The following is a 21,337-nucleotide window of genomic DNA, read 5'->3' on the forward strand; positions in this document are numbered from 1 at the left end:
TCCGATATTGTTTCTCTGCTCTTCTTGGACATGCTGGACGAATAAGGATTCAGGCAAACTGGTCCAGCATGTCCAAGGTTTCTCCCTACAATGTTCATCAGTTGCTGTACTTCTACTGGGTAGAAAATATTGTTCCGATAGATGTTGGACATGCTGGACCGAGAACGTATTCAGTCCAGCATGTCCAGGGTTTCTTCGTACTATAGAATGTGAATAGGAAGGAGCTAAAACAAAAATAGAACGCAGGTGAACCCTGGACATCTTGGACATCGGTTCCGTTCTTCATCTGCGGACACAAATCTCTCTGTCCGTGTTCAGACCTCACGATAGCCGTAGACGATTTCGAGTGCAATTTCGGCGTTCCGAACAGCCTCTCCGAGTCGGGCTTGGACTTCCGGGTCGTCCACTTCTCGACGCAACTCGGAAAGCCGAAGGCAGAAATCTTGGATGGTTGCTACAGTGCGTTCATCCTCTGGCCGCAATGGGTCGGTCATGGTGGCCTACATGATTCGTCGGAGTGTAAACTTGTAATTGTATTTTAGCCGAGAAGAAATTTCAAGAATAATCGCTAATAGGGCTATCAGCGAGAGAGTTAGTCCGGGTTGACGGGAACGTAGAGGTCGCCGTCGAACCGAATAGCCCCTTCGGGTCCGTTGTCCGGCTCCTTGTCGAGCTTCGCGTGGCGAGCGCCGATAGCCAAATCGTAGACCGACGACCGGTGTCCAGTCTCGACGTTTTCGTACAACGCCGGTGGGGTGTCGTTTTCGCCCATATCCGTCTTTATCGCTTCTACCGGCAATAGCCTTGTTCCCCCGAGGTCGACCCCCAAAAATTGGTTTGATTCTCTCTGCCGATACTTTCGCTTGCTCAACCTACCCCCGAAACACCCGAAAACCACTCCGGACGACACCGGGGTCGACGCCGTCACTCGTTCGTGAGTGTTGTCTGTCGTCGCTCTCGTCGTCTTCAGGGATAGTTGGACCCAACCGACCAGCAGAATCGCTGACGACCCGCAAGCGCCGTAGAGCGCCGCTATTCGATAGAGTACGAATGTGGCAGAATAGGCGGTGAATCCTACTGTATCGGCGGAATCGGGGTCCGTCTTCTACGTTGTCGTAGTAATCATGGTACACTGCTTCACACCCCGCCTGCGGGGTATGCATATCAGTACTTTCACACAATATGATTGTGGATTCCGGCTCTCCATCGACGGTTTGGGACTGCCGACGAACCGCTGATAGGGGTATTAGCGGGTGCCGGTGTCTACCTGTCGCGCCGCCGTCGATTTATTCGGCGGCCCTCGCCCTCACTCTCGGAGTTATTTATCACCACACCAACACCGACCCAGCCAAGTCCGAGTTCGGAAAGTTCGGCCCGGCTATCCGAGGTTGGAATCGCGTTGGCTGGTTTATATTTCAAGTGCATCGAGTCGACCGTAGGTAGCTCCCTCTTGCTCCGTCAACCCGTATTCGGCCAGATACTTCCGAACGGTCGCGGGGGTGCAGTCGAAGCCTTCGCAGTCAGCTATCTCGGTCGCAGATAGGCTCTCTTCGACGTAGAGTCGACGCAAGGTTGGTTCATGTGTCCACGGCTTCAATACACCAAGGCTGTCCATGTGTACGGTAACTCGACTCTTCCGGACTCCTAACTCGTATGCGATAGCTCGGGGCGACAGTCCGCGCTCGTGATAGGCCCACCACAGGAACTCCCGGTCGCTCCACGGCTCGGTATCGGGGATGTCGTCTTCGGAGAGTCGGAACGTCATGAGCAATAATATGTGATTCGTGTAATAGTAAATTCGGTCGAAAACCGTATTGCGGGGCTGTGACCAACGAGCGGCGGGAATTAGAGCATATCGTCTGTTGTCTCTGCTGTACGAAGCGCTCCGAGAGTAGTATATCGAAGACCTTGCGGGTACTTCGTTTCGTAGGGAACGGGGTCGTCCAACTCATACAGACTCTCCGGCTCAAAGCGAAGGTCGTCCAACTCATACAGACTCTCCGGCTCAAAGCGAATCACCATCTTATCGTCTGCTATTTTTGCACCGTCAGCGTACTCTTCGATGGGACGGGATAGTTCAGCCTGTTCGGGCGGAACTACATCTTTGACCGAAGCGAAGTATTTCACTTGACGCACATCGCCAGTCACATACATCGCTACGTACTCGAACTCACTCCCAACACGAACAAAACCCCACGCATTATTCTCTTTCAAAAAGGGCAGACCAGATTCCTTCGTCGGGAACACTGCGACTTTCGCGTCCTCGTCACCATCCACCTCGGCGCGTCTAATCCGACCAGCGATGTGATTGTTCGATGGTTCGATACCACCACCGCCACCACCTATCGGGTCGTCCGTACCGCCATCGCCGTTTGCGTCAATTTCCGAGTCTATGTCTGCCACGAGCCGGTCAATCATTTCTTTTGCCTGTGTTTCTGCCAGTGACGAGATAGAGTCAGAAACCTCGTTTGCCAGCGTGTTCGAGAGTTCGACTGCCAAGTCGTCCTTGTCTGTTTTGAGAGTTCGGCGGGCTTTTCGGAGTTCGTTGATTCGACCGAGAATTTTGCCGGACTCACCGGACTCGATAGTACCTTTCTCGTAGGCTTTCAGGACGGCAAGACGGTCGGGAAGGTCATCGAGGGCTACGTCACCGACTCTTTGGACATCCACGTTAGAGGCGTCCACACGTCGCTGAAAGAAGCGATACTGCTTGCCGTTCGTAAGGATTCCGTAGGTGACGTTCTTGTTCGTCATGTACGACGACAACTGGTCTTCGTGGTCATCGGTCAGAGAGGTATCCGCACCCTTGGCTTCGAGAAAAGCGACTGGCGCTCCATCCAGAATCAGTGCATAATCTACCTTATACGTCTGTCCAAACGCCTCGACGGAATATTCAAGTTGGGTGTTTTGCGGAATCTGCCAGTTGAGAAGGGTCAAGAAGTCACGCAGAACAGCCGCCTTCGTGTTGGCTTCATCCATCTGTGGAGAAGAGCCAAGAACAGCTTCAGATTGTTCGACATATTCATCAACAGCATCCCTATTCATGTTGTCCTGTCACGTCACAGGGACGGTTTATCAAACCCTGCGAATGAATCTCGGTGTGAAAGTGTATCAGCCGGGTAAATTCATACGCTCAACCACTTCGGCAAACGCGAGGTTCTCTCTGACGTTGGTGATTTCGACAGTAACCCGTTCACCGGGACTGGTGTCACTCACGATAACAACAAATCCACGCTCGACGCGAGTGACGCCGTCGCCTTGGTCGCCAAGACTTTCGATTTCAACCGTCCGTCGTTCACCCTCTTCCACTGGTGGGTCAGAGTGGTCGGGACTGTCGACTCGGTCAGCCTCGGTATCGTCATGGCTCTCACCTTCGACCGGTCCCGGTAGTACTGCCACCCGATACGTTCCGTCGGGTTGTACGTTACCGAGGTCTACCTCTTGCTCTGGGACTTCGATAACAAAGCTTCCGTCTTGCTGGTCAACCTCGGCTGAAAAGAGAGTCAGTAGTTTCGTCGGAATCTCCATTATACGTCTCTGGTGTTCCATCACCACTCGCTCTACTTTGCTCTACGGGTCGTTGAACGATTCCTGCCGTCCTATGGGGAAAACCACTGTTTGGTCACTCCGGCGCGACCACGTCGTCACAGACCGGACACTCGGCCCAAACGCCCTCGCTACCGTCGTCTTTCTCGTACTCAACCAGAAGCCACGCAGTAGGGATGGGTTCGCCGCAGTCCGGACACCGACCGAGTATCTGCGTGTCGTCGGGCGTCATGGAAAGGGATTGGAAGGAGCGTGTGACAGTGGTCCTTCCAGTCGAAAATTCGGCGGCGTCGAAGGTAAACCTTTGGCGCGTGAGCGCCCCAAGAGTCGATTTGAGCGGGTCTGAACCATCCCGTAGGGTTATGACCGTCGACACTGTTCACGTCGGTATGGGCGTCCGCTCGCTGGTCACTCGGCTACTCACAGACGGTGGGTCAACAGTCGTAGTCGAGTGTCGCCACTGCGGATGCGAAACCGAACCCGACGCGGACGAGTGTCTGAACTGTGGGTCAGACGAAATCGGTCGCTACAGGATTGAGTAGGTCGTCGGGACGCAATCAGTCAATATCGCCAATGTCCACACGAACGCGGTCGCCCTCGAAGAACTGTTGCATACCGTAGAAGAGTGAAGGGACGAGTTAGTCCTGTCTTCTCTCCGTCCACTCGCACCCGCAGGACTCGCAGGTGTAGTGTTCCTTGACGAGCGTCGGCTCGGTTTTCTCGAACATCTACACATCGCTGTTGTCACCACAGCGCGGGCAGGTCGCGTCTACGCGTCGGGCGAGGGGCACGGGAATCACCCCTCGACCGAAAAGTCCGGCGCGAACTCACGCTGTGCTTTCTTCAGCGCTTCTTGGTCGTGGTCGAGATATTTTCGCGTCGTCTCGATAGATTCGTGGCCCATCAGGTCGGCCAGCCGACTAATGTCACAGCCGTTGCGAACCATGCTCTCGGCGTAGGTGTGGCGGAGAACGTGGCTCCGAACCTTCCACTCTTGATTCCCGTTTGAGTCGGTACGAGTACGCTGTTGGATTCCTGCGCGTTCAGCGGCTTTCTTGACGACGCGGTTGTATCCACTTTCGGAGATTTTCGGTGCCGACCGAGAGACGAACACATAGGGAGAATCGTTCGCGGACTTGAATCTGTCCCGGTAGCCCTCATTGAGCCATTGTTTCATTAGGATAGCCACGCCGTCACTGAATTGAAGAGTCCGCCATTCAGCGCCGCCCTTCTTCAGCGTCTCGTAGGTAACTTCTTGAGCGTCAAGGTCAACATCCCGAAGGCGAACATTGACCAGTTCCCCAACTCGCGGCCCGGTTTCGAGTTGGAGTTTCATCATGAGAGTGTTCCGTACTTTCGGGGCAGTAGCGTTGGATAGCAACTGCTCTGCCTCTTCTTCCGAAAGGGCGATGTAGTCCTTGTTTCCCTGTCGGAGAACCTTTCGCGCTTCCGTGGTCTTGTAGTCGAGATAGTCGGTGTAAGTGACTTTCTCGCGTGGATTCTCGTCTTCGGAGATGTAGCCCTCGTTCACGAGGAACTCGAACAGTTTCGTGACTTGCGCCATGTAACTCGAAACCGTCCCGTCCGACCGACCGGTCGATTGCAAGTGCTTCAGGAAGTCACGAACGTCCGTTCGCTCGAAGTCTCGAACGTCCTTGTCGGCCCATTCGTCAAGCCATTCCATCACCATGCGCCGCTTTCGGTGGGTATCGTGGGCCAGATTCTTCGCTTCCTCTTCCGCGATGAACTCTTCGAGAGGGTCTTGCATTGGTTACACCTCTTTGTAGTAGCGCTTTTTCCCGTCGCCCGTTTCTTCGCTGAATATGAGGTGCGTTTCCGCGAGAAGTATATCGAGGGCGTCGTAAATTTGTCTCTCGGGCGTATCGAACGCTCTTGCTAACGCCTCGGTTGTCCCTTCCCACGCGTGGGCCTGCTTCTGTATCTCCGGGTCGGACTCCGCCTGTGCCTGCGTCTGAAGGTTTTTACGCTCTTCGCGCCACGCGTGGGTGCCGGGCTTCTCGTCAGGTAGCAGGCTGAACACCTCGTTCGCTAATTCCTCGGTCTGTGGGTCTTTGCGAACAGCAGATTGTAGCGTATCTACCTGTTTCTCGACGCTGTTCATTCGGTCGTTCAGGTCAACTACGGAGTCCCGAATCTCTCGAAGGAGCGCCTGACTTTCCTCGTCAGTTCCCTGCGTGGTTTCCTGCTGGTTGCTCACTTCACGATTGACGGCGAACCGAACGAACTCCGACCGCGTGGTGAAATCACTCTCTTCCTCGATGTACTCGTCCCACTCGTCCAACGTACCCCGCGCCAGTTTGATGTTCACTTGGGCGTCCCGGTCGCTCATGATTCTGTTTAGACATTATGGCGCTGGTAGTATAAATTTTATTGACTTTTAAGTGCTCTTCCCCGTCGACACGCACGTCCACCGCATCGCTCGCCGGATGGGACTGGCCCCCGCCGACGCCGACCACGAGGCGGTCCGGGAACACCTCGAACGGGACGTGCCGGCCGAGAAGTGCGGCTTCGGTCACACGGCGATGATTCAGTTCGGCCGGGAGTACTGCAGCGCGCGCAAGCCCGCGTGTCTGGACGACCCCGAGGCCTGCCCGCTCGCGGACGCCTGCGAGCAGGTCGGGGTCGACCCCGCGACCGACTCGGTCGTCGACCCGGCGGAGACGGTAGAGTGACGAGAGAGCCGCGAGCAGCGGCCGGAGACGCTCTCAGGCCCGGTGGCCCCAGCGGTCACCGTCGTCGGTGTACCGGGCGTCGACGATGCGGTTGAACTGGTCGTCCGACAGGGAGACGTCGACGGCACCGACGTTCTCGTCGAGTTGGTCGACGGTCCGCGCGCCGACGATGGGGACGCAGGTGATGTCGGGCTGTTCGACCAACCAGCGCAGGGCCACCTGCGCGGGCGTGGCGTCGAGTTCGTCGGCGACGGCCCGGAGTTCGTCGAGCACGTGCCAGCCCCGCTCCGAGAGGTAGTACTCCTCGAAGGAGTCGTAGATGTCGCCGCGGGCACCCGCTGGCCCCTCGAACTTCGTCGGGTCGTCGTCGTCCGTGCGCTCGTACTTCCCGGTGAGAAAGCCCCCGGCCAGCGGCGAGTACGGACAGACGGCGATGTCTTGGTCGGCGCACACGTCGAGGTAGTCGGTCACGTCGTCGCGGTAGCCCGCGTGAAACAGCGGCTGGGTCACGTCGAACTGTTCGAGACCCTCGGCGTCGGCCTTCCACAGCGCCTTCGTGAGCTGCCACGCGGCCATCGTCGACGCCCCGAGGTAGTGGACTTTCCCCTCGCGGACGAGGTCGGTCAGCGTCCGCAGCGTCTCGACGATGTCGCTGTCCTCGTCCCAGCGGTGGATGTAGTAGAGGTCCAGATACTCCGTCCCCAGTCGGTCGAGCGTGCCCGCTATCTGGGCGCGGATGTGTTTCCGCCCCAGTCCGGAGTCGTTGGGGCCGGGTTCACCCCGGCCGTCGAACGGGAAGTACACCTTCGAGGCGAGGACGAAGTCCTCGCGGTCGTGGTCGTCGAGCCACTCGCCGATGTACCGCTCACTGGTGCCGTTGGGCGTCCCGTAGACGTTGGCGGTGTCGATGAAGTTGATACCGCGGTCCCACGCCGCGTCGAGCAGGTCGTGGGCCTCCTCGCGGTCCGTCTCGACGACGCCGCCGGTCTCCCGGCCGAAGCGCCACGTCCCGAAACAGAGCTGTGAGACCGTCGTGCCCGTCGAACCGAGTCGGGTGTACTCCATGCCGCTACGTCGCGGCCGACGCCCAAAACGCTGGCGTGCCCGGCAACCGCGCCGGCTACCGCGACCGCCACCACGTCGTGCCGACGACGGCGGTGACGAGCAAGAAGGCCGCCAGCGCGAGGTTCGGCACCGTCAGGCCGAGGACGCGGTACTGCACGGCGGCACAGCTCACCGCGCCGATGCCGCAGGTGGTCTGGCTCACCTGTAGCCACGAGTGGTAGCCGGCCAGCGCCGCGCCCAGCGTCGACAGCGGGAGCGCGGTCCGCGCGACGGCCGGCCGCCGCTCGGCGGCCGCGACGCCGAGGACGACCACCAGCGGGTACATGCAGATGCGCTGGTACCAGCAGAGCCGACACGGCGTCAGCCCGAGGCCGAGCGACAGCCAGAGGCTCCCCAGCGTCGCGGTCAGCGCGACCACCGCCGCGGCGGCGAGCGCCCGCCGGTCGTCGATAATCGTCCGTGTCACGGCTCAGAAGTCGCGTCGCCGCCGGAAGAGTCTCCCGGAGTCAGCCGTCGGCGAACTCGACGCCAGTGACGACGAAGCGGGCCCCGCCACGCTCGCTCTCGGTCACCGACACCGACCAGCCGTGGGCCCGCGCGGCCTGCCGGACGATGTTGAGTCCGTAGCCGGTGTTGCCGTCGGCCGTCGAGTAGCCGCGCTCGAACACCGCCTCGCGTTCGGACTCGGGGACGCCGGGACCGTCGTCGGCGACGTAGAAGCCGGTGGCGTCGTCAAGCCGGCCGACCCTGACGCTGTCGCCCCCGTGTTCGGCGCTGTTTCGCAGGAGGTTCTCGAACAGCTGTTGGAGTCGCGTCCGCTCGGCCACCACCGTCGCGTCGGTGTCGACGGCCACCGCCAGTTCGCCGGTCTCGACCGTCTGGCGGCACCGCTCGACCACGTCCAACAGCGCGACTGGGCGCGTCGAGTCGACATCTTCCCCGTGTCTGGCGAGGCTGAGCAGGTCGTCGACGAGCGCCGACATCCGGTCGGTCGCGCGCCGGCACCGCTCGAGGTGGTCGTCGTCGCCGGTCGTCCGGGCGAGTTCGAGCGCCCCGTCGAGGACAGTCAGCGGGTTCCGCAGGTCGTGGCTCACGATGCCGGCGAACTCCTCCAGCCGCTCGTTTCGCCGCTTCAGTTCGCGCTCTCGGTCCAATTGGGCCAGCGACGCCTCGACGTTCTTGCCGAGAATCTCGACCAGTTTCACGTCGGTGTCGGTCATCGCCGCCTCGGACTCGGTGCCGACGGTCAGCAGGCCGTGGTCGGCGACGGGGACGACGATAGCGGAGTGGACCGGCAGGTCGACAGCGGCCCGCTCGGTCGAGACGGTCACCTGCTGTGACTCGTCGCGCTCGTAGGCCGTCCAGAGCCACTCGCCGCGCTCGTGTCGAATCGCCGTGGTCGGCTCGACGCCGTCGTCGAGGTACGTCTCGATGGCCGCGGAGACGGCGTCGGCGGTCAGTACGCCCTCGTCCTCGTCGGCGTGCCAGAAGATGCTGAACGGGTAATCGAGGATTTCGGTCGCGGCGTCGACCGCCACACAGGCGACGCCGTCCCGACTCTCGGCGTCGATGAGCCGGCGAGTGGCCGCGTGGAGCTGTTCGATTCGCTCGCCGCTGGCGTCGCCGGTTCTGTCACCTCCTCGAAGGGTCATTACCGCAACCGGAGGACTCGACTCTGAAAAGTGTTGTAGATTTCCGCTCGCGTTCGGCCCGCAGCGTCCGGAACGGCGAATCGCGGAGCGTGTCAGCGGAAGCGGAACGTCTCCAGGTTCTCGGGCGCGAAGGTCCGCATGTTGTACTCGTGGTACAGTTCCGAGGAGAGGTCTTGGGTCGCGGACTCGTCGCCGTGGACACAGAGCACCTTGTCCGGCCGGGGGTGCATCGTCTTGACGAAGTTCTCCAGCCCCTGCCGGTCGGCGTGGCCCGAGAAACCGTCTATCGTCTCGACGCGCATGTTCAGTGGCGTGCTCTCGCCGCCGTCGACGGCGACCTTGTTCATCCCGCGCTGGATGCGCCGGCCGAGCGTCCCGTCGGCCTGATAGCCGACGAACGTCAGCGCCGAGTCGGCGTCGTCGGCGAGGTGGCCGAGCCACGACCGGACCGGGCCGCGCGAGACCATTCCCGCGGGCGCGAGGACGACGGCAGGGTCGCCGTCGGCGATCTCCGCGCGGTCGCGCTCGTCGGCGTCGAAGTCCTCGAACACGTCCGCGAGGAAGGGGTTGTCGTCGCCGAACAGCCGGTCTTTGAGCCCGTCCCGGAGGTACTCGGGATAGGTCGTGTGGACCGCCGTCGCCTCCCATATCTGGCCGTCGAGATACACCGGCACGTCCGGCAGGTCACCGTTGCGGGACGCCTCGGCGAGCGCGAGCATGACCTCCTGTGCCCGGCCCGCGGCCGAGGCCGGCACGAGCGTCGTCCCGCCGCGCTCGGCGGTCTCCTGTACGACCTCGACGAGCTTTCGCTCGGCGTCGCCGCGGTCGGTCTGGTAGTCGTTGCGCCCGCCGTAAGTGGACTCCAGCACCAGCGTCTCGACGCGGGGGAAGTCGTTGACCGCGCCGTCGAACAGCCGGCCCCCGTCGTAGTCGATGTCGCCGGAGAAGGCGACGTTGTACAGCCCGTCGCCGATGTGGAAGTGTGAGAGCGCGGAGCCCAGCATGTGGCCGGCGCTGTGCAGCGTCAGCTTCACGTCGGGTGCGATGTCGGTCACGTCGCCGTACTCCAGCGGAATCGTGTGTTTGAGCGCCTCCCGAACCATCTCGGCGTCGTAGGGCGGGGCGGGGCCGGTGGCCGTCTCGACGTAATCGAGCGCCAACAGCCCAAAGAGGTCCCGCGTCGGTTCGGTGCAGTAGATGGGGCCGTCGTAGCCCGACTCGTACAGCGTCGGCAACACCGCGGAGTGGCCCAGATGCGCGTGGGTCAACACGACGGCGTCGAGCGTCGACGGCCCGGCCCCGAGGGCCTCGGGCACGTCCAGATACGGCGTCTCGTCGCGCGCGCCGGGCTTGTGGCCGCAGTCGACGAGGACCCGGGTATCGGCCGTCGAGAGGACGAACGCCGACCGGCCGACCTCCCGACACCCGCCCAGCGTGGAGATGCGGACCCACTCCTCGTCGGACATCGGCTCGCGGTGTATCTGCCGGCCGACCCGTTCGAGGATGTCCCGCCGCTCCTCCCGTTCCTGCGTGAGGAAGTTCCGGACGTTGGCGACCGTCGCCGACTCGATGGGCGGGGTGCGGACGACCTCGGGCGTCCACCCCACCGCCTTCGTGATGTCCCGCAGCGTCGACCCGTGGCGGCCGATGACGGCCCCGGGCTTTTCGGCCTCGACGATGACCTCGCCGGTGTCGCGCTGGAAGTCGAGGTCGGTAACGCCGGCCTCGGCGGGCACGATGTCGCGTATCTCCGGCTCGGCGTCCTCCGGCCGGGTGAGCACGTCCTGTGTCGGTCGGACCGAGATGCGCTTGCGGAGCTTCGAGGCGAGTCGCCGGACGAGTTCGTCGTCGGCGGCGAACGCCTTCGGGTCCCGGGTGTAGATGACGAGTTCGGGGCCCTCGTAGGTCACGTCCGCGACGGTGACGTGGCCGGGTATCTCTTCGTCTATCGTTGCCTTCACGTCCTCTAGTTGCTTTGCTACCGTACTCATATATCGAAGTCGTACTGTCCTCGTTCGAGACGGGCGTCGCCGGACGGCGCGGTCGCGTCTCGACGGGACGGACACGCTGTAGTCATGCGGTCGGTTGCGAGTTGCCTCCGGACGGGTCGGCCCGGAAAAGCGGCCTCTATCCGAGGGTATCTCTCGGGAATATAAAAGCCTTGGCACTATCCGGTGATGTTCCACCGCTAACGAGACGAGACTGATGGGAGTAAGACGCTATATTTTATATACCAGAATAGATTAACTCTATCGCACACGGACAGTGTCTAGGAGTGTGTGTGTAACAGTTTGCTGAAAATAGAAGGAACTAAGTTGCTGGCGAAATGACATAGAGTGCAGTCCAACAAAACGGCTGCGTGGCCAGCAGGCATGTGTCTTGGATAGATTGTGCCTGCTGGCTTACAGCTGGCCAACCACCAGACACCGAAAGTCTGGCCGGACCATCGTAGCGTTAGGTCTGGCTGGATTTACGGTTTCCGGTCGGTTGGCAGGAGAACCAAATGCCAAGAACAACCACCAACTCCGACCGAGAACCGACAATAAATTGGCTCAAACGTGGTCACGTGCGTGCTGACCCAAAAGCACCGGAGTCAGAATAGTAAGTTAATCAACACACAATGAATATGGCGTAGCCTCACGAGTGCACAAGTGTCCCTACCAGATAGATAAATTCCGATGGAACAGCGTGTGGTTGAAGCAGCAATCTGTGTTACACAGAGTGTAGTAGGGACCTGTTATCAGACGGCCCTCAGTGGGTCGTTCCACTTTCACCGTAGTAGAAGTAGATTTATATGTATATGAAATGTCGTTATCCCTGTGACATGAACGGACCACGTTGGAGTGAGTCGACCTAATGCGGGTACTCGTCCGGTTGACGGCCCGCGCGGACAGCGAGTACGACAACGCCTACCACCACAAGCTCCGCGGCCGCATCTGGCGAGCGCTCGAAGGGAGCGAGTACGACGACATCCACGACGAGAACCGGCCCAAGCCGTTCGCCTACAGCAATCCGTTCCCCCCGGGGGCGATGACCGAGGGCGACGAGCGCTCACTGCTGGTGGCCTCGGCGCGCGAGGACCTGCTGGCCCACGTGGCCGAGGACCTGACGCGGGACCGGGAACTCAACGTCGGCGAGATGCCGTTTCACGTCGACGAGGTGACGCCGCTCGCGCCGGACGTGGGCGAGCCCGGGACCACCGGCACCATCGAGACCGGGACGGGCGTCCTCGTTCGGATTCCGCCGTGGCGCTTCGAGGAGTACGGCATCGACAGCGACCACGACGAAGCGGAATTCTGGAGACCCGAACACACGATGGAGCCGTTCCGGAACCAGATAGCCGCGAACCTCGACAAGAAACACGGGCTGTACGCACCGGACTACCTGCCCGGCCCCACCGAGGTCGACGGCGACCTCTTCGACGAGCACGAACTCGTCAAGACCTTCGCGATTCCGGTGACGCCGACCACCGGCCACGAGGAGACGTGGGTGTTGAGCAAGTGGAAGTTCGACTACGCGGTCCGGGACGACGACCACCGCCGGCACCTGAACCTCGCGCTCGACGTGGGCATCGGCGAGCGGAACTCGCTGGGCTTTGGTTTCTGCAACATCACCGACAAGACCACCACGGGGGGCGAGCGCGCGGATGCTCTCCCCTGATGAGTTCGAGTCTGAACACGGCGACCGCTTGGACGAGGAGCTTCCCGACCGGCCGGTCTCGACGCTCCGGGACATCCAGTACCTCTACGGCCGGCTCTACACGCTGGCGACCGCCGGCGGCGGGGAGTTCTCCGCGTACCTCACGCCCGACGAGTCCCGGGACATCCGCGGCGAGCCCGAGAGCCTGATTGCGCTCCGCATCGACCTCGCCGCCGATGGGAGCGCGGCGCTGGCTGACGACCCGGTCCACGTGACGACGCTCACCGCGGACCTCGTCCCCGCGGTCGCACACTGCGACTACGACTCGTCGCGGGGTATCGACCACAGCGTCACCCACCGGACCGGACAGGACAAGTCACCCGAGAGAATCGCCGGCTACCTCGTCGACCGGCTCACGCGCTGGGCGACCGACGAGGTGGTCGCCGACGCCGCGGCCGACCACGAGGACGGCTGGATAATCGACGCGCTGGCCGACCTCGGCGAGGACGAGTCGCTGCCCGAGCGCGTCGAAGCGGCGGTCGCGGCGGCACTCGACGGGACGACGACGGCCCTGACGACGGTGCTGGTCCGGCCCCCCGACGCCGAGAGCTACTTCTACCCCGGCGAACTCGCCACCGAAGCGGCGGGGGCCGACCGGACCGACGTGTTTCAGGTGGCGATGCGGGCGCGCAAGCTGTCGAAGCTCGTCGACAAGAACGCCGCCGACGACTCGCGCGGGCGGGCCGTCGACCTCCTCACCGGCGAGGCCGCACAGACGGTCGGGATGGCGGAGGACCCGCTCAACTACTTCCTCGGCAAGCAACACGAGTCGTTCCCGGGGCTTGACCCCGAGGAGGCGTGGCGGTCCCACCCCGTCTCGGAGGACGGCGCGGTGACGCTCATCAACGCCCAGACGTTCGTCGACGCCTGCTCCTACCGCGCGCTGAACATGCGGGTGTACTACCTGCCGTACTTCTTCGGCCGGCCGACGGTCGAGAAGGCGCTCGCGCTCTACGACATCCTCTACGCCGTCTACCGAGACGACGACCTGACGCCGGTCGAGCAGGCCTACCAGTCCTACACCGGCGAGCGAGCGTTCGGCGTCGATTCGAGCCACGAACTCCGCTTTTACGTCGGTGCCATCCGGTACCAGCAGGCCAAGCGCTTCGACGTGTTCGGCGACACGCTCGACGGCTCGCTCGTCTACCCCGTCGACCTCTCGGAGGCCCACGACGCGGTCATCGAGAGTCCGCTGTTCGAGGCCGGAGCGTCGCCACGGAGCGCGCCGATGCCGACACACCCCGACTGGGACCTGCTCACGCCGGGCGACCAGCTCCGGAGCATCGCTACGGGGTGGTATCTGACGCAGACGTTCCCCGACTTGGCCCCCGACGCCGATACCTCGCCGGACGACTACCGCATCGAGGCGCTCGTCGGAATCCTCTCGGGGGAGCCGCTGCTCGTCGAGGAACTGCTCCGGGAGTACGTCGACGCGCTGACCGACGCCGAGGGCGACGACCACCCGTCGCTCACCGCCGCCTCGCAGTTCGCACAGCTGTCCGCGCTGGCCGAGGCCGACCTGCTGGACACGAACGACCCGCGCTACGAACCGCTGACCGAACCACCGACCTACGACTCACTCACGATGACACACGCAGACGAGATGCGGGCCGACGGCGGCAGCGCCGCCGCGGACCGCGAAGCGAAGCTCGAATCGTTCGTCGACGGGACGCCGGCGATACGCGAGGACCCGCGACGGCGGGCGGCGTTCCTCCTCGGCGCGCTCGTCGGACACGTCTCCGGCTATCAGGAGGCCAGCGAGAACCGCGCGACGACGCTCGTGGATCAACACCCAATCAAGGGGCTGACTGTCCGGAAGTTCAAACGGACGCTACAGGAGGCGCTGGACAAGAACGTCGTCTACTCCCGGGACAACCGAATGAGTTCGACGATGTACGCCGAAGTGGTCGACGGCCTCCGCGCGGCCGTCGCGGCCAGCGAGACCGACCCCGACGAGTGGGAGATAGACACGACCGACCTCCGGTTCTACTACTCGCTTGGGGTCACCTACGGCCTCAACGACTACGCCCCGGACGGGGAATCGAGCGACGAACAGACCGCCGAAACAGCCGAGGAAGCCTAACCCATGTCCGAGACAGACCAGTCCGTGACGAACCGCTCCGAAATCGTGTTCCTGTACGACGCCGTCGACGCGAACCCCAACGGCAACCCACTGAGCGGGTCGGACCGACCGCGTATCGACCCGGAGACACAGCAGTGTGTCGTCACCGACGTTCGACTGAAGCGGTACCTCCGGGACCAACTCGACGCCGACGGCCACGGCGTCTACATCCGGAGCGTCCAGTCCGACGACGGCAACCAGTACAGCCGCGAGAAACTGCTCGGCGACCGCCTGCGCGAACTGGACCCGGACGACTGGGACCTCGGCGACCTCGACGAGGAGGGGGAGGCAGCGCTGTTCGACGAGGTCTACGGCACCTTCCTCGAACACAGCGCCGACGTGCGGTACTTCGGCGCGACGATGAGCGTCGACCTGCAGGGCAAGTACGAGGGGTTCGACGACTACCTCCCGGACCACTTTCAGGGACCGGTCCAGTTCTCGCCCGGCAAGTCGATGCACGCCGTCTCCGAGAACGAGGAGTACAACAGCCTGACCAGCGTCATCGCCACGGGCGAGGGCAAGGAACAGGGCGGCTTCGACTTGGACGACCACCGGGTGAAGTACGCGCTCATACGCTTCCGCGGGCTCGTCGACGAGCACGGGGCCGACGACACGAACCTGACCGAAGCCGACGTGCGCCGGCTCGACACGCTCTGCTGGCGCGCCCTGAAGAACCAGACGACGAGTCGGAGCAAGATAGGGCAGGAGCCGCGGCTCTACGTCCGCGTCGAGTACGCCGAGGAGAGTTTCCACCTCGGCGACCTCGCGCGCGAGTTCCGCGTCGACGAGGCGCACTCGAAACCGGACGAACAGCTCCGCTCGGTCCGGGACGTGGTCGTCGACGTTGACCCGTTCGTCGACCGCCTCGCCGAGAACGCCGACCGCATCGACACGGTCCACGTCGCCGGCAGCCCGTCGCTACAGGTCGCCTCGGACGGGGAAGTGGCCGACGTAGAGACGTTCTACGACGACCTCCGGGCGGCGCTCGGAACCGACGGCGTCCACGTCATCGACGTCTACGACGAGTACGAGGCGACGCTGCCAGAGACCGACGCGTGACGATGGGCGAGAGAACCGCCGACACCGACGACCGCCCGGTCGGGGAGACGTGTCTCTCCTTTACCGTGTGCGGCGAGTGGGGCCACTTCCGCCGCGTCGAGGGCAACATCGTCAAGCAGACCTATCGGTTGCCGCCGCGGACGACGGTCGCGGGGCTGCTCGCGGCCGTCCTCGGTATCGGCCGGGACGACTACTACGACCTGTTCGGCCCGGAGAACTCGGCCATCGCCGTCGAGCCCCGCGGGCGGCTCCGGACGATGAACGTCCCGCAGAACACGCTGTCGACGGCGAAGGCGAACATCGAGATGCACCCCTCGCGCGGCCACGCCCGCATCGGCCTCCCGGACCCGTCCGACCTCCGCCAGCAGCACAACTACGAGATGCTGGTCGACCCCGAGTACCGCGTCGACTGCTGGCTCGCCGACGAGGCGGCGTACGCCGACCTCCGCCGACGGCTCCGGGAGGGGAAGAGCCACTACGCGCCCAGTCTCGGCCTCTCGGAGTGTCTCGCGTCGATAACGTACCACGGGGAACACGGTATCGCGGCCGCCGACGCGACCGACCCCGTGGTCGACTCCGCGGTCGTCGACGCCGTCGACGCCGTCGTGCTCGACCCGGAGACGCCCGTGCGGACCGAGCAGTCGCCGGGATTCATGCGCGCCGACGACGGCGGTCGCATCACGACGGAGTTCGTCTCCTACGGGTTCAGCCCGCGGGGGGACCCGCTCACCGTCCGCGACACCGACGCCTGCGTCGTCGACGGGCGGACGGTCATGTTCAGCTGACCGATGCTCGAACGAACGGACCGGTACTCGCACTACCGGCACGACGGGGAGCCGATTCACCTCGCCGACCACCAGCGGGACGTGGCGGAGCGGGTCGCGTATCTCGCTCCGGACGGGGCCACGACCTGTGCCGGGACGCCGGTCGCGGAACTCGCGGCGACCGTCGCCCTCGTCCACGACTTCGGCAAACTCACGACGGCGTTCCAGCGCCACCTCGACGGCGAATCCGTCGACGAGCCGACGGAACACGCGCCGCTGGCTGCGTTCGCGGCCTTCTACGCGCTCGACGCGAGCGGGTACGACCCCGTCGACGCGCTGACCGGGTTCGTCGCGGTCGCCAAGCACCACGGCGACCTCCCCGACGTCGCCGACTACGTCTTCGACAACACGCATCCGGACCAACAACGGGGTCGGAAGCGAATCGAGATGGTCGGGACACAGGTCGACGATATCGACGGCGACGCCGCGGCGCTGGCCGACGAGATGCTGGCCGACGCGACCGACGGGAACGGGTCGTGGGACGAGTTCGCGGCCCGAGCGACCGGCGACGAGTTCCTGCTGGACGTACTCGACCCCGTGACCGGTCGGACGCCGACGAACGCGCAGCCGGATGGGCTGCCCGACGACTTCTACGACGGGGTGTTGCCGGTCTGGTCGACGCTGACGCTCGCGGACAAGACCAGCGCCGCCGCGCTCACCGCCGGCGCGACGCTCGACACCGACGCCTACGAGGGCGAGCGGCCGTCGCTGTCCCGTCTCGAATCCGAAATCGAGCGGCTGAAGGGGTCGCTGGACCCCGACGCGACGGCCGACGAGCAGCGGGTCCACGAGCTCCGCGGCGACGCCCACGAAGAGGTGCTGGACGCCGTCGACGGGTTCGAGGCCGCCGACACGTCCGTCGCGTCCATCACGCTCCCGACAGGACTGGGGAAGACGTTGACGGGTATCAACGCCGGCCTCGAACTGCTCGCGCGCGGCGATTCGGACGACGGACGGCTCGTCTACGCGCTCCCGTTCACCTCCATCATCGACCAAGTCGCGGCCGAGTGTCGGGACGTGTTCGAGACCAGCGGCGGCGACGGGGTGTTGACCGTCGACCACCACCTCGCGGAGACGGTCGTCGACGAGGCCGAACTCGACACGTCGGACCCGGACGCGGCCGCCCACATCGAGGAGCTCCTCGGGGAGAGTTGGCGCTCCGGGATGGTCGTGACGACGTTCGTCCAGCTGTTCGAGAGCCTCGCCGGCCCGTCGAACGGGCAGTCGACGAAGCTCCCCGCGCTCGACGGGAGCGTCGTCGTCCTCGACGAGCCACAGGCGCTACCCGAGGCGTGGTGGCCGCTGGCGCGTCGCCTCGTGGAACTGCTCGAAACACAGTACGGCGTCCGGACGGTCGTGATGACCGCGACGCAGCCGAGGGTGTTCGACGGGGACGGGCGAACGACCCACGAACTCGTCGCGCAGCCCGAGCGGTACTACGACGCGCTCGACCGCGTCGTCTTCGACCTCCACGCGTCCGCGGCGTCGTTCGTCGACGGCGACCCGGCCCCGCTGGACTACGGGACCGCCGCCGAGACGCTGCTGTCCGAGACCGGCACCGACGAGTCGGCGCTGGCGATATGCAACACAATCGACAGCGCGCGGGAGCTGACCGACGCGGTCACCGCGCGCCGGGATTTCACCGCACTGAACGCCGTCTACGACGAGTTGCTCGCCGGCTGCGGGACGCTGACTGCCGCGGTCGAACCGGCGTCGGTCGTCGCGGCGGTTCGCGACGCCCGCGACGGGCGCGAGCCGGTCTTCCTCCATCTCACGACCCGCCACCGGCCGGTCGACAGACAGCTCCTCGTCGACGCGACGAAACGACTCCAGTCGGCGGGCGTCCCGGTCGTCGCCGTCACGACCCAGCTCGTCGAGGCCGGCGTCGACATCAGCTTCGACCGCGTCTTCCGCGACTTCGCGCCGATGAGCAGCGTCGTCCAAGCGGCGGGGCGGTGCAACCGCTCGTTCGAGCGCGAACGCGGGACGGTGACCGTGTGGCTCCTCGACTCCCCCGGCGAGCTACAGCGACTGCCGGCGACGGCCGTCTACGGCGGCGACGGCGAGGAGAGCCGGCCGAAGCTGACCGCACAGGCGATAGCCGCCGCACGCGACGACGGCCAGCGCCGGTTCTCCGAGGCGACGATGACGTGGGACGTTGTCACCGACTACTTCGAGCGGTTGCAGGAGCGCGACCCCGGCCAGCGGGAGTACGTCGAGTACGTGACCGACGCGAAAGCGAGGCAACTCGGCCGCCAGTCGCTGATTCAGTCCGGCAGTGGGGTCGACATCGTCGTCGCCCGAACCGGTCCCGAGGAGGACCTGCTCGACGACATCGAAGCCGCGTTCGACGACTACCGGTTCGACGTGCTCGACGAGATGATCGCCGATACGCGGGAACTGCAGGTGTCGATTCCGCTGTACGACGAGGCGAGCGAGGAGGCGCGCCGAATCAGCGACCTGAACCCGGTTCACGCCGACACGACGCTCCGGCAGGTGAAAGCGCGAACCGACCAGTACGACGCCTACTCGGCGCTGACCGGCCTGTCGGTCCCGAGTGCGTCCGTGGACAACAGGTTCCTATGACCGGTGCCCCGTCGGCCGACGGTGACGACGGCGACCCGGTCGAGCGACTGCTCCGCTCGGCGCGCGACGAGGCCGTCGACGACCCGTTCCACGTCACCGGCGTGATGATGCAGTACTACGCGGTCTGTGAACGCGAACTCTGGTTCGCGTCCCGACACCTCGAAATCGACCGGGACAACGCCAACATCGTCCGGGGGACGCAGGTCGACGACAGCGCCTACGAGGACAAGCGCCGGAACGTCTCCGTCGACGGTATCATCGCCATCGACGTGCTCGACGACGGCCGCGTGATGGAGGTCAAGCCGTCGTCGTCGCTGGTCGAACCGGCGAAGCTCCAGTTGCTGTACTACCTCTGGTATCTCGACCGGGTCGTCGGCGTCGAGCGCGACGGCGTGCTGGCACACCCGACCGAACGGAAGCGCGAACCGGTCGTGCTGACCGACGACAACGCCGCGTGGGTCGAGGATGCCATCCGCGGCGTCCACGATATCGTCACGGCCGACTCGCCGCCGCCGGCCGAGCAAAAGCCGTTCTGCGAATCCTGTGCGTACCACGACTTCTGTTGGAGCTGTTGACGATGAACGACAACTACCACGTGTTCAGCGACGGGCGGCTCGAACGGCACAACGACACGGTCCGGCTCGTGACCGACGACGGGGAGACGAACTACCTTCCCGTCGAGAACGCCGAGGCGCTGTTCCTCCACGGCCAGATCGACTACAACACTCGCCTGATGTCGTTTCTCAACGACCACGGCGTCGCCATCCACGTCTTCGGCTGGAACGACTACTACGCCGGCTCGGTCATGCCCGAGCGCGGACAGACCTCCGGCCAGACCGTCGTCGAACAGGTCCGCGCGTACGACACGCCCGACCGCCGTCGGTCGATAGCTCGGAAGTTCATCGCGGGGAGTATCCACAACATGCGTGCGAACGTCAAGTACTACGACGGCCGCGGACACGACTTCGCCGACGTACTCTCGCGTCTCGACGTGCAGTCGGAGGCCCTCGACCCGGCCATGGACACGGACGAACTGATGGGCGTCGAGGCGACGGCCAGACGTGCGTACTACTCCGTCTTCGACAGCGTCCTCCCCGAGGGGTTCGTCTTCGGCGGCCGGCAGTACAACCCGCCGGACAACGAGGTCAACAGCCTCATCTCTTTCGGCAACTCGCTCGTGTACGCGAACGTCGTCTCCGCGATTCGGGCGACCGCGCTCGACCCGTCGGTCAGCTTCCTGCACGAACCGGGCGAGCGCCGCTACTCGTTGGCCTTAGATATCGCCGACCTGTTCAAACCGCTGCTTGCCGACCGCGTTCTCTTCCGCGTCGTCAACCGGGGCCAGTTGACGCTCGACGACTTCGAGGAAGACCTCAACGCCTGCCTCCTCGACGAGAACGGCCGGAAGACGTTCTCGAAGGCGTTCGAATCGACGCTGGAGGAGACCGTCGAACATCCACGTTTGAACCGCAAAGTGAGCTACCAGTACCTGCTCCGCGTCGAGACGTACAAGCTGAAGAAACACCTCCTCACCGGCGAGGAGTACGTCCCGTTCAAGCGGTGGTGGTGACCGTGCCCTACGTCATCGTCGTCTACGACGTCCGCGCCGACCGCACGCCCAAGTTTCTCAAGTATCTCCGACGGTATCTGACCCACGTGCAAAACTCCGTCTTCGAGGGCGAACTGACCGAAGGAACGCTGACCGAAGTCACAGAGACACTGGAGTCGATGGTCGACGACGGCGAATCGGTGATGGTCTACCGGATGGCTTCGGAGAGCTTCGTCGACCGCGAAGTGTTCGGCGACGACCCGATGGACGACCCGAAGTTCCTCTGACCCGCTGTTTCGTCGACCCCCCGGGGTAAGCGAGGGTATTGCGGGTCGACGAAAAGCGTGAAGTGCTACGGGCCGTATAGCCGTAGCTACGTGCCCGAATCGGGCATGGTTTCAGACGGACCCCTTGTGGGGTTGAAGCAGGCTAAGCGAATGTTCCGCATATACTGTATCGCTGTTTCAGACGGACCCCTTGTGGGGTTGAAGCCCGGACTCCGAGATACCCGAGACTCAGTACCTCACAAAGCTCGCAAGTTG

General features: G+C 63.8%; 20 protein-coding genes and 1 pseudogene. 9 read left to right on the forward strand and 12 right to left on the reverse strand.

The features are described from left to right. Positions 1–314: 314 nt before the first annotated feature. From ACV7JO_RS09565 to ACV7JO_RS09600, 8 genes are all read right to left on the reverse strand, one after another. Entirely contained in the window at positions 315–494 is a 180-nt protein-coding gene (locus ACV7JO_RS09565; protein WP_470353183.1) for a hypothetical protein, read from the reverse strand. Positions 495–592: 98 nt separating this feature from the next. Beyond that, complete coding sequence (locus tag ACV7JO_RS09570; protein ID WP_470353184.1) at positions 593–772, reverse strand: hypothetical protein; 180 nt, start codon at positions 770–772, stop codon at positions 593–595. Between the two features lie 636 nt (positions 773–1,408). Beyond that, positions 1,409–1,765 (reverse strand): hypothetical protein, encoded by a 357-nt coding sequence (locus ACV7JO_RS09575; RefSeq protein WP_470353185.1) that lies wholly within the window; start codon positions 1,763–1,765, stop codon positions 1,409–1,411. A gap of 80 nt (positions 1,766–1,845) precedes the next feature. Further along, positions 1,846–3,045 carry a type I restriction enzyme HsdR N-terminal domain-containing protein gene (locus ACV7JO_RS09580; RefSeq protein ID WP_470353186.1) on the reverse strand — a complete coding sequence of 400 codons (1,200 nt, stop codon included), beginning with the start codon at positions 3,043–3,045 and terminating at the stop codon, positions 1,846–1,848. 66 nt (positions 3,046–3,111) lie between these two features. After that, on the reverse strand, positions 3,112–3,528 hold the full coding sequence (locus ACV7JO_RS09585) for a TRAM domain-containing protein (RefSeq protein ID WP_470355767.1): 417 nt from the start codon (positions 3,526–3,528) through the stop codon (positions 3,112–3,114). Between the two features lie 94 nt (positions 3,529–3,622). Continuing rightward, entirely contained in the window at positions 3,623–3,778 is a 156-nt protein-coding gene (locus ACV7JO_RS09590; protein WP_470353187.1) for a DUF7837 family putative zinc-binding protein, read from the reverse strand. A 564-nt stretch (positions 3,779–4,342) separates the two neighbouring features. Next, entirely contained in the window at positions 4,343–5,314 is a 972-nt protein-coding gene (locus ACV7JO_RS09595; RefSeq protein ID WP_470353188.1) for a tyrosine-type recombinase/integrase, read from the reverse strand. A gap of 3 nt (positions 5,315–5,317) precedes the next feature. Then, positions 5,318–5,896: a hypothetical protein gene (locus ACV7JO_RS09600; protein WP_470353189.1), complete on the reverse strand. Its 579-nt coding sequence runs from the start codon at positions 5,894–5,896 to the stop codon at positions 5,318–5,320. A gap of 55 nt (positions 5,897–5,951) precedes the next feature. Between ACV7JO_RS09600 and ACV7JO_RS09605 the strand changes: the two are divergent. Further along, positions 5,952–6,239 (forward strand): annotated as a pseudogene (locus ACV7JO_RS09605) (endonuclease III domain-containing protein); the annotation flags it as partial. A 33-nt stretch (positions 6,240–6,272) separates the two neighbouring features. Here ACV7JO_RS09605 and ACV7JO_RS09610 read toward each other — a convergent pair. The 4 genes from ACV7JO_RS09610 to ACV7JO_RS09625 form a co-directional block, all read right to left on the reverse strand. Further along, on the reverse strand, positions 6,273–7,304 hold the full coding sequence (locus ACV7JO_RS09610) for an aldo/keto reductase (RefSeq protein ID WP_470353190.1): 1,032 nt from the start codon (positions 7,302–7,304) through the stop codon (positions 6,273–6,275). Between the two features lie 55 nt (positions 7,305–7,359). Next, positions 7,360–7,770, reverse strand: a complete 411-nt coding sequence (locus tag ACV7JO_RS09615; protein ID WP_470353191.1) for a disulfide bond formation protein B — start codon at positions 7,768–7,770, stop codon at positions 7,360–7,362. Between the two features lie 40 nt (positions 7,771–7,810). Further along, positions 7,811–8,956 carry a sensor histidine kinase gene (locus tag ACV7JO_RS09620; RefSeq protein ID WP_470353192.1) on the reverse strand — a complete coding sequence of 382 codons (1,146 nt, stop codon included), beginning with the start codon at positions 8,954–8,956 and terminating at the stop codon, positions 7,811–7,813. Between the two features lie 92 nt (positions 8,957–9,048). Continuing rightward, positions 9,049–10,947 (reverse strand): beta-CASP ribonuclease aCPSF1, encoded by a 1,899-nt coding sequence (locus ACV7JO_RS09625; RefSeq protein WP_470353193.1) that lies wholly within the window; start codon positions 10,945–10,947, stop codon positions 9,049–9,051. 865 nt (positions 10,948–11,812) lie between these two features. On the opposite strand from ACV7JO_RS09625, the gene cas6 reads away from it, so the two are divergent. From cas6 to cas2, 8 genes are read left to right on the forward strand one after another with little or no spacing between them, the layout of a single operon-like run. Further along, the gene (cas6, locus tag ACV7JO_RS09630; RefSeq protein ID WP_470353194.1) at positions 11,813–12,616 is read left to right on the forward strand and encodes a CRISPR-associated endoribonuclease Cas6; all 804 of its coding nucleotides are present in this window, start codon (positions 11,813–11,815) and stop codon (positions 12,614–12,616) included. After that, complete coding sequence (gene cas8b, locus ACV7JO_RS09635; RefSeq protein ID WP_470353195.1) at positions 12,603–14,738, forward strand: type I-B CRISPR-associated protein Cas8b/Csh1; 2,136 nt, start codon at positions 12,603–12,605, stop codon at positions 14,736–14,738. Before cas6 ends, cas8b begins: the two co-directional genes overlap by 14 nt. A gap of 3 nt (positions 14,739–14,741) precedes the next feature. Further along, a complete protein-coding gene (gene cas7b / locus ACV7JO_RS09640; RefSeq protein WP_470353196.1) occupies positions 14,742–15,836 on the forward strand; it encodes a type I-B CRISPR-associated protein Cas7/Csh2 in 1,095 nt (364 codons plus the stop codon). 2 nt (positions 15,837–15,838) lie between these two features. After that, complete coding sequence (gene cas5b / locus ACV7JO_RS09645; protein WP_470353197.1) at positions 15,839–16,621, forward strand: type I-B CRISPR-associated protein Cas5b; 783 nt, start codon at positions 15,839–15,841, stop codon at positions 16,619–16,621. 3 nt (positions 16,622–16,624) lie between these two features. Continuing rightward, positions 16,625–19,246 (forward strand): CRISPR-associated endonuclease Cas3'', encoded by a 2,622-nt coding sequence (locus ACV7JO_RS09650; RefSeq protein ID WP_470353198.1) that lies wholly within the window; start codon positions 16,625–16,627, stop codon positions 19,244–19,246. Further along, on the forward strand, positions 19,243–19,821 hold the full coding sequence (locus ACV7JO_RS09655; RefSeq protein ID WP_470353199.1) for a CRISPR-associated protein Cas4: 579 nt from the start codon (positions 19,243–19,245) through the stop codon (positions 19,819–19,821). Before ACV7JO_RS09650 ends, ACV7JO_RS09655 begins: the two co-directional genes overlap by 4 nt. 2 nt (positions 19,822–19,823) lie before the next feature. After that, on the forward strand, positions 19,824–20,816 hold the full coding sequence (gene cas1b / locus ACV7JO_RS09660; protein ID WP_470353200.1) for a type I-B CRISPR-associated endonuclease Cas1b: 993 nt from the start codon (positions 19,824–19,826) through the stop codon (positions 20,814–20,816). Between the two features lie 2 nt (positions 20,817–20,818). Further along, entirely contained in the window at positions 20,819–21,082 is a 264-nt protein-coding gene (cas2, locus tag ACV7JO_RS09665; protein ID WP_470353201.1) for a CRISPR-associated endonuclease Cas2, read from the forward strand. Positions 21,083–21,337 lie beyond the last annotated feature (255 nt).

Source organism: Haloarcula sp. MBLA0138, assembly GCF_055632455.1.

Coding starts and splice junctions, on each gene's coding strand:
- ACV7JO_RS09565 (WP_470353183.1), bottom strand. CDS start 494: ATGACCGACCCATTGCGGCCAGAGGATGAACGCACTGTAGCAACCATC.
- ACV7JO_RS09570 (WP_470353184.1), bottom strand. CDS start 772: ATGGGCGAAAACGACACCCCACCGGCGTTGTACGAAAACGTCGAGACT.
- ACV7JO_RS09575 (WP_470353185.1), bottom strand. CDS start 1,765: ATGACGTTCCGACTCTCCGAAGACGACATCCCCGATACCGAGCCGTGG.
- ACV7JO_RS09580 (WP_470353186.1), bottom strand. CDS start 3,045: ATGAATAGGGATGCTGTTGATGAATATGTCGAACAATCTGAAGCTGTT.
- ACV7JO_RS09585 (WP_470355767.1), bottom strand. CDS start 3,528: ATGGAGATTCCGACGAAACTACTGACTCTCTTTTCAGCCGAGGTTGAC.
- ACV7JO_RS09590 (WP_470353187.1), bottom strand. CDS start 3,778: ATGACGCCCGACGACACGCAGATACTCGGTCGGTGTCCGGACTGCGGC.
- ACV7JO_RS09595 (WP_470353188.1), bottom strand. CDS start 5,314: ATGCAAGACCCTCTCGAAGAGTTCATCGCGGAAGAGGAAGCGAAGAAT.
- ACV7JO_RS09600 (WP_470353189.1), bottom strand. CDS start 5,896: ATGAGCGACCGGGACGCCCAAGTGAACATCAAACTGGCGCGGGGTACG.
- ACV7JO_RS09610 (WP_470353190.1), bottom strand. CDS start 7,304: ATGGAGTACACCCGACTCGGTTCGACGGGCACGACGGTCTCACAGCTC.
- ACV7JO_RS09620 (WP_470353192.1), bottom strand. CDS start 8,956: ATGACCCTTCGAGGAGGTGACAGAACCGGCGACGCCAGCGGCGAGCGA.
- ACV7JO_RS09625 (WP_470353193.1), bottom strand. CDS start 10,947: ATGAGTACGGTAGCAAAGCAACTAGAGGACGTGAAGGCAACGATAGAC.
- cas6 (WP_470353194.1), top strand. CDS start 11,813: ATGCGGGTACTCGTCCGGTTGACGGCCCGCGCGGACAGCGAGTACGAC.
- cas8b (WP_470353195.1), top strand. CDS start 12,603: ATGCTCTCCCCTGATGAGTTCGAGTCTGAACACGGCGACCGCTTGGAC.
- cas7b (WP_470353196.1), top strand. CDS start 14,742: ATGTCCGAGACAGACCAGTCCGTGACGAACCGCTCCGAAATCGTGTTC.
- cas5b (WP_470353197.1), top strand. CDS start 15,839: ATGGGCGAGAGAACCGCCGACACCGACGACCGCCCGGTCGGGGAGACG.
- ACV7JO_RS09650 (WP_470353198.1), top strand. CDS start 16,625: ATGCTCGAACGAACGGACCGGTACTCGCACTACCGGCACGACGGGGAG.
- ACV7JO_RS09655 (WP_470353199.1), top strand. CDS start 19,243: ATGACCGGTGCCCCGTCGGCCGACGGTGACGACGGCGACCCGGTCGAG.
- cas1b (WP_470353200.1), top strand. CDS start 19,824: ATGAACGACAACTACCACGTGTTCAGCGACGGGCGGCTCGAACGGCAC.